This window comes from uncultured Slackia sp. (assembly GCF_944321625.1).
Taxonomy (GTDB): Bacteria; Actinomycetota; Coriobacteriia; order Coriobacteriales; family Eggerthellaceae; genus Slackia.
The window spans coordinates 1-7,737 of the sequence record NZ_CALUMA010000062.1; the positions used below are offsets into that span (position 1 = coordinate 1).

The window sequence follows — 7,737 nt, forward strand, 5'->3', positions numbered from 1 at the left end:
CATACGCGCGCTGGCCCTCATGCCCGTGAGACAGTCGGCTCACCTCGACGAAGTCGCCGTCAAAGGCGTCCGCTGTCTTGGATGCGGGAATGAAGAACTCCCCCTCGGCGGTCTGCACGAATCCGTATCCGGCGCCGGTGAGCTCCAACACGCCCCGCGGATTCGCCTTAGGGGTGCGGCGGGCTTTGGATTTGCGTGTGCGGGAATGAGGCACGTATACCCTCCTCTATAGCGAAACGCGCGCCCCGACGGGCGCGCGCCTTAAGATTGCTGAATCAGCGAGGCCGCTGTATCGACCGCAAGGTCAAGCTGCTCGTCAGCTTCGTTGCCCTCGCGCTGCGAGACCGTGATGGAAGGCGTCACGCCCACCTGGTCGATGGAATAGCCGTCAGGACTCTTATAGCGCGCCGCTGTGTAGCGCAAGGCACCGCCGAAGGAAAGCGGCTTGGTCACCTGGACCGAACCCTTCCCCATCGTGGTGGTGCCCACGATGGTCGCGCGCTCGGTATCGCGCAACGCGGCGGCAAGCACCTCGGCGGAGCCCGCCGTGTTCTCGTTCACGATAACCACCAGCGGAGCATCCGTGGCAACCTCGCCCGATACCTGCTTGGTGGTGCTGGCGTCCACGGTGACAATCTCCACCACGACGCCGCTTCGGATGAACAGCGACGCCACGTCCACGGCCTTGGTGAGATAGCCGCCGGGGTTGTCGCGCAGATCAAGCACGAACGACTGAGCGCCTTGGCTGCTCAGCTGGTCGATGGCCTGACGCACCAGCGAATCGGAATTCTGGGTGAACTGGGCGAGCTTGATATAGCCCACCGACTCGTCAACCAAATCGATGCTCACGTTGGGCTCTTCGTAATCCGAGCATTCGAGGGACGTCGAGAACTCGCTGCCGGCCGAGGCGTCGTCATTCTCGGGACGCATCCACGTGATGACCACGGTGGAGCCGGCCTGACGCTGCACGGCGTTAATCGCCTCCGTGGCCGACCATTCCTGAGAGCGGTCACCGTCGATGGCGATCACGAAATCGCCCGGCTGAACCCCCGCATCCGCAGCGGCAGACCCCTCGAACACATCAAGGGCATAGGCACGTCCGTTGGACTCGGCGAAAAGCACCCCGACGCCAGGATATTCCTCAGTAGAGGATTTGACGTAGGCCGTATAGCGGGCATCGCTGTAATAGCGGGTGAAGGGGTCGTTGGTGCTCTCGAGGAACGCTTCGATCGATGCCGACGTGGAGGCGTCCAGGTCGAAGGAATCCAGGCTTTCGCTCTGCAGGATGCTTTCGACCTCGGCGACGCGGGACGAAAGCCCATCCGACGATACGGATGAGGCATCGGCCGCGGAAGCGTCCGCGGACGAGACGACTCCCAAACGCTGCATCAAGCCGTCGTCGTTGCGCACAAGGAACCCGGCGCAGAAAAGCAGGCACGCGCCTATCACGAGGGTGAGCGCTTTGACCACCCTCGTGTTGCGCGTGCTCGGCTTCTTTTGGTTTTTAGAACGCGGTCTCATGATATAGAGTGCATTACACCTTCAGATAACGGCGCATCGCGAAGAACGCACCCACGGCGGCGATGAACAGGCCAGCCACGATGAGGGTCACGTAGATCTGGATATACACGCTGCCGGAGAGGTCGACAGGCAGCCACATAAACGCATCGGACACGCGCGAGAGCGCGAAGCGACGCAGCAGCTCCAAAGAGCCGATGGCCAGAAGCGAGCCGATAATGGCATGCAACGCCGCCTCCATCAGGAAGGGTCCACGGATGAAGCCGTTCGACGCACCCACGAGACGCATGATGGAGATCTCCTTGCGACGCGCCAGGATGGCCAGGCGGATGGTGTTGTTGATGAACACCAACGCCACGAAAATCAGCAGCGCGATCAGGGCGACGCCGATGTAGCGTACGTAGTTGGTGACCTCGAACAGGCGCTCAACGCTCGATGCGCCGTACTTCACGCTGTCGGTGGGGTCCTCCGGATTGTCGCAGATGGACTGGAACGTCGAATCCTCGGCAAGGCGCTGCGCCACCGACTCGACCATCTGCGGGTCAGAAAGCTCGATGTCGATGGAGGCGGGAAGCGGGTTCTGGCCGTCGAGCTGCGCCACGATCTCGCTGGAGCTCATGGACTTTTCGAAGTTCTCAAGCGCCTGGTCTTTCGTGGTGAAGCCCACATTCGCCACCTCGGACCACGACTGCACGGTGGACATCACCGAATCGATCGAAGACTGATCGGCGTCGTCTGCCACGTAGGCGGTGATAGAAACCTTCTCCTCCACCGAGGACATGACGTTGTTCACGATGCCGCCACCCACCAGAAAGATGCCGATGATGAGCAACGAAAGGAAAATCGTAACGATGGAGCCCAGGGCGGTGCCGAGGTTGCGGCTGAAGCCCGTGAGCGACTCTTTGAAGAAATAGAACAGGCTAGACATCGAAGCCGTACACCCCCCTGTCTTGGTCGCGGGTCAGCTGGCCGTTGTCCAGCGCAATGACGCGACGACGCATGTTGTCAACCATCTCGCGGTCATGCGTGGCCACGAGCACCGTGGTACCGGTGCGGTTGATGCGCTCGAGCAGGTCCATGATGCCGCGCGAGGTCTGAGGATCAAGGTTACCCGTAGGCTCGTCGCACACCAGCAGAGGCGGGCGGTTCACGATGGCGCGCGCGATGGACACGCGCTGCTGCTCGCCGCCGGAAAGCTGGTCGGGGCGCTTATCGAGCTTGTCCTGCAGGCCTACCAGGCGAAGCACCTCGGGCACCTGCGTCTTGATGACGTGGCGGCTCTTGCCGATTACCTCAAGCGCGAAGGCCACGTTCTCGAACACGGTCTTATTGGGAAGCAGCTTGAAGTCCTGGAACACGCAGCCGATGTTGCGACGCAGATACGGCACGCGCCAGTTGCGCATGGTGGTCAGGTCCTCATCGGCGATATAGATCTTGCCGTCGGTAGGCTTGATCTCGCGGATGATGAGGCGGATGAACGTGGATTTGCCCGATCCGGAATGACCGACCAGGAACACGAACTCGCCCGCGTAGATCTGCACGGAGATGTCGTGCAGCGAGGGGCGGTTGGGCTGGGCGGGATACACCTTGGTCACGTGGTCGAACGTGATGACCGGGGCGCCCATGGGCTGCTGCTGCACGTCCTCGACGGAAAGCGTGGGCAGCGAGGCCGACAGATCGGGAAGGGTTCCCGTCGCATTCGCGGGGCGGCCGTGAGCGCCCTGGGGGCGGGCGACGCCCTGCGCGGGAACGGGAGACATGGCCCCGGTGGCCTGAGAGGCGACCCGGGGAGCACCGGCACGAGCCGGCTGTGCGGGTGCAGCATTGCGTGCCGGCGCGGCATGGCGCCCCACGGGGGCGGCACCTGTTGCCTGGCGAGCGCGGCGCTGCGCGTCGTTGGTGTTCGTCACAGAATGCTCCGTTCAAATCATGATTACTGGACTTAACCTGAATATTGTAGCAAGACCGCCGCGAACAGGCGCGGCGGTCACAGAATGTTCATCGCACGGCCTCATGCCATGCAAAGATTTCCTTTGAAAGACTGCTCTACTTGCGGGCAATCGCCTTCTTGGTGGCTTCGACGATGGCCTGCGCGTCGAGCTCGAACTCGCGCATAAGCTCCTCGAATTCGCCGGACGTACCGAACACGTCGCGCATGCCCACGCGCACAAGCGGCGCGGGATGCTCTTCGGCGAGCAGCTCTGCCACGGCGCCGCCCAGGCCGCCGATGACGGAGTGCTCCTCGGCGGTCACCACGCAGCCGGTCTTGCCGACCGACGCGAGAATGGTCTCCGCATCGAGAGGCTTGACGCAGAACGCGTCGATGACTTCGGCGGAGATGCCCTGCTCGGCGAGGGCGTCGGCAGCTTTGAGCGCCTCGTCGATCTCGACGCCGCATGCGACGATGGTCACGTCGCTGCCCTCGCGCAGCACGTAGGCGCGGCCCATCTCCAGCTCGATGCCCTCGTCGTAGACGCACGGCACCGATGCGCGGCCCATGCGCACATACACGGGACCCGGCGTATGCGCGGCGAGTTTGATGGCTGCCTTGGCCGCGGCGTAGTCGGCCGGAACCAGCACGCGCATGTTGGGGAGCACGCGCATGAGGGCGATGTCCTCCACCATCTGATGGCTGCCGCCGTCGGGGCCGACGCTTACGCCCGCATGCGTGGGGGCGATCTTCACGTTGAGGTTCGCGTAGCACACGGTGTTGCGAATCTGATCGTACACGCGGCCCGTGCCGAACACGGCGAACGACCCGGTGAAGGCGGTATGCCCCGTAAGCGCCAGACCCGCTGCCACGCCCACCATGTCCTGTTCGGCGATACCCACGTTGAACAGGCGCTCGGGATAGGCGTCGCCGAGCTTCTTGGTGGTGGTGGAGCCGGACAGGTCGGCCTCCACGGCAACCACGGGCTCGCCGGCGTTCGCAAGCTCTACAAGCGTCTCGCCGTACGCGGCGCGCGTCGCTTTTTTATCTGCCATGAGTGATTCTCCTTCTATGGGGCGAACGTCATTCGCCCATCGAGGCCGCACGGGAGCTTTCCGCGCGGCGGCGAAAACGTCAAACGAAAACGCGCCTTACGCGCCCAGATCCTCGAGCGCCTGAACGGTCTGCTCGGCGTTGGGAGCCTTGCCGTGCCAGCCGGCCTGACCCTCCATGAACGAAACGCCCTTGCCCTTGGTGGTCTCGGCAATGATGGCCTTGGGGGCGCCGTTGCGCGAGCTCTTGGCGGCGGAAAGCGTGGACAGCACCGCTTCCATGTCGTTGCCGTCGCACGTGAACACGGCCCAGCCGAACGCCTCGAACTTGGCGATCAGGCTTTCAGGGGAGCACACGTCTTCGATGTTTCCGTCGATCTGCAGATGGTTGTGGTCCACGATGGCGACCAGGTTGTCCAGGCCGCGGTGCGCAGCGAACATAGCCGCCTCCCACACCTGGCCTTCCTGGCACTCGCCGTCGCCCAGAAGCGTGAACACGGTGGAATCAGAGCCGTCAAGCTTCAGGCCGCACGCCATGCCGGACGCGATGGAAAGGCCCTGGCCCAGAGAGCCGGTGGAAGCCTCGACGCCGGGAAGCTTGCGGCAATCGGGATGACCCTGCAGACGGCTGTGCAGCTTGCGCAGCGTGAGCGTTTCCTCAACAGGGAAATAGCCCGCCTCGGCCAGCGTCGCGTACAGCGCGGGCGCCGCATGGCCCTTCGAAAGAATGAAGCGGTCGCGTGCAGGATCCTGAGGGTTTTGGGAATCGTGCTTCAGCACACCACCGAAATACAGAGCGGTCATGATGTCTGCCGCCGAAAGCGATCCGCCCGGATGACCGCTTCCCGCTTCGGCGACCATTTTCACGATGTCCACGCGGATGTCGTTGGCCTTGCCTTTGAGCTCTTCGAGGTTCAAGGGATGCCCTTTCTCTCTTTTTCTCTCGCCTTTTACTGTCAACGCCTAGGGCGTCAAAAACTTGGTCGTTCGCCTCGTCCGACGGGATGCGCGCCCCGTCGAGCTGAGCTAGCCTTGCTCGGCAACGCACCAGCGGTGGTAGCCGATGACGAAATCCTCGATGTCGCCGTCGAGCACCGCGTCGACGTTGCCGGTCTCAATATTACTACGAAGGTCCTTCACCAGCTGGTAAGGATACAGAACGTAATTGCGAATTTGACTGCCGAAGCTGTTGTCGCGCTTCTCGCCGCGCAAGGCGTCCATCTCTTCCTCGCGCTTGCGACACTCGAGCTCGTAGAGTTTGGCGCGCAGAACCCTGAACGCCGCCTCTTTGTTCTGAAGCTGGCTTTTCTCGTTCTGGCAGGTGACCACGATGCCCGTGGGTACATGCGTAAGACGCACAGCAGAATCGGTGGTGTTCACGCACTGGCCGCCCGGGCCGCTGGAGCGATACACATCCACGCGCACATCGGAGGGGTTAAGCTCGACCTCGATGTCGTCGGACACCACGGGAAGCACCTCCACGCCCGCGAACGTGGTCTGGCGGCGCTTTTTGTCGTCGGTGGGAGAAATGCGCACCAGGCGATGCACGCCGTTCTCGCTGCGCAGCATGCCGTAGGCGTTTTTGCCCTCCACCTGGAACTGCGCCTTGTCCAGCCCTATGCCCTCGCCCGGCACCACATCGAGCACTTTGACCTTCCAGCCGCGCTTCTCGGCGTAGCGCGTATACATGCGATAGAGCATCTCGGTCCAGTCCTGCGCCTCAAGGCCACCATGACCGGGATTGATGGTCACGATGGCGTCATTGCCATCCATCTCGCCCGAGAACCACGAGTCGATTTCGAACTGATCGAGCATCGCGGCAAGCGTGCGCAAAGCGTCGTCTTTTTCGGCCGCAAACGCCTCGTCCTCCGCCGCCAGGTCGGCGGCGGTACGGGCATCGTCGAGCAAGCCGCACGCACGGCCATACGCCTCCAGCGTGTCGCGCAGATTGCTCGCGGTCTTCGATACCTCCTGGGCGTGGGACGCATCGTCCCAAAAGCCGGGGCGCGCCGCCTCTTCGTCCAGCTCGGCGAGGCGCTTTTCCTTATCCTCGATATGCAGATACGACCGGGCGGCATCGAGCCGCTCGGCCGCAGCCGCTATTTCCTTATCCGAATCAGCCATTTCCTACCTGTTAGCTCCGTGACATTTCTTGAATTTCAGGCCGCTGCCGCAAGGACAGGGGTCGTTGCGGCCCACATTGGCATACGGGTCGTCGCTTTCATCCTTGCGATACGGGGTGCGCGTCACAGGCTGCTGCGGCTTGGGCGCGCCCGCGCCCTGCGCGGCCTCACCCTGCGGCGCACGACGCTGCTGGGCGGCCTGGGGAATCATGCGCGCATTCAACGTGGCCTCGGGCGACGAATAGCTCACCTTGCCCTCGAGCGGAGATGCCTGCTCCTGCTGCACGGGGGCCGCCAGCTGCAGACGCAGAAGCGTGCGCAGGAAATCCTCGTACATCGAAGCCGTCATCTCGGCGAAGGCGGCATGGGCCTCCTCCTTATACTCCACAAGCGGATCGCGCTGGCCGAAGGCGCGCAGGCCGATACCCGCCTTCAGGTAGTCCATGGCCTGAAGGTGGTTCATCCAACGCGAGTCGATGATGCCGAGCATGACCTGCGACTCCCACGCGCGCATGATCTCTTTGCCCAGCTGCTCTTCCTTCTCGCGATACACGCCCAACAGATAATCGACGATAGCATCGCACAGCAGGGCGGGGTCGTCGTCGTGGTCGACCTTCTCCGCATCGAAATCGGTGCGACCGCACATGTCGGCGACCCACAGGTTCACCGCATGCATATCCCAGTCATCGCTCGCCGTGCGATGGGGGCAGTTCTGCTCCACCACGTTTTCCACTTCGTCGCGCACGATGTCCTCGATGCGAGTGGTAAGGTCCTTGCCGTCGAGGATGGCGTTGCGCTCGTTGTAGATGGCGTTGCGCTGCAGGTTCATCACGTCGTCGTATTCCAGGACGTTCTTACGCGCGGCGAAGTGCATGGTCTCCACCTGGCGCTGCGCGCTCTCGATGGCCTTGGACACCATGCCTGCCTGGATGGGCATGTCGTCGGTGGCGCCGGTCTTTTCCATCATGCGGCCGATGGAATCCATACGGTCGCCGCCGAACAGGCGCATCAGGTCGTCCTCGAGCGAGAGATAGAACTGGGTCAGACCCGGGTCGCCCTGACGGCCGGCACGGCCTCGCAGCTGATTGTCGATACGGCGAGACTCGTGGCGCTC

At 63.0% G+C, this 7,737-nt stretch carries 8 protein-coding genes; all 8 read right to left on the reverse strand.

Annotation, left to right across the window (positions count from 1 at the left end):
- Positions 1-214: hypothetical protein (locus Q0J60_RS05750; protein ID WP_294439411.1), on the reverse strand; the 214-nt coding region annotated here is incomplete at its 3' end.
- A gap of 47 nt (positions 215-261) precedes the next feature.
- Positions 262-1,521, reverse strand: a complete 1,260-nt coding sequence (locus tag Q0J60_RS05755) for a S41 family peptidase (RefSeq protein WP_294439414.1) — start codon at positions 1,519-1,521, stop codon at positions 262-264.
- 13 nt (positions 1,522-1,534) lie between these two features.
- Positions 1,535-2,446, reverse strand: coding sequence for a permease-like cell division protein FtsX (gene ftsX / locus Q0J60_RS05760; protein WP_294439418.1), 912 nt, complete (start codon positions 2,444-2,446; stop codon positions 1,535-1,537).
- Positions 2,439-3,143, reverse strand: a complete 705-nt coding sequence (gene ftsE / locus Q0J60_RS05765) for a cell division ATP-binding protein FtsE (protein WP_245962346.1) — start codon at positions 3,141-3,143, stop codon at positions 2,439-2,441. Before ftsE ends, ftsX begins: the two co-directional genes overlap by 8 nt.
- Before the next feature lie 421 nt (positions 3,144-3,564).
- Positions 3,565-4,503 (reverse strand): transketolase family protein, encoded by a 939-nt coding sequence (locus tag Q0J60_RS05770; RefSeq protein WP_294439419.1) that lies wholly within the window; start codon positions 4,501-4,503, stop codon positions 3,565-3,567.
- Positions 4,504-4,599: 96 nt separating this feature from the next.
- Entirely contained in the window at positions 4,600-5,418 is an 819-nt protein-coding gene (locus tag Q0J60_RS05775; RefSeq protein WP_294439421.1) for a transketolase, read from the reverse strand.
- Between the two features lie 108 nt (positions 5,419-5,526).
- A complete protein-coding gene (gene prfB, locus Q0J60_RS05780; protein WP_294439423.1) occupies positions 5,527-6,624 on the reverse strand; it encodes a peptide chain release factor 2 in 1,098 nt (365 codons plus the stop codon).
- Positions 6,625-6,627: 3 nt separating this feature from the next.
- Positions 6,628-7,737: SEC-C metal-binding domain-containing protein (locus Q0J60_RS05785; RefSeq protein ID WP_294439425.1), on the reverse strand; the 1,110-nt coding region annotated here is incomplete at its 5' end.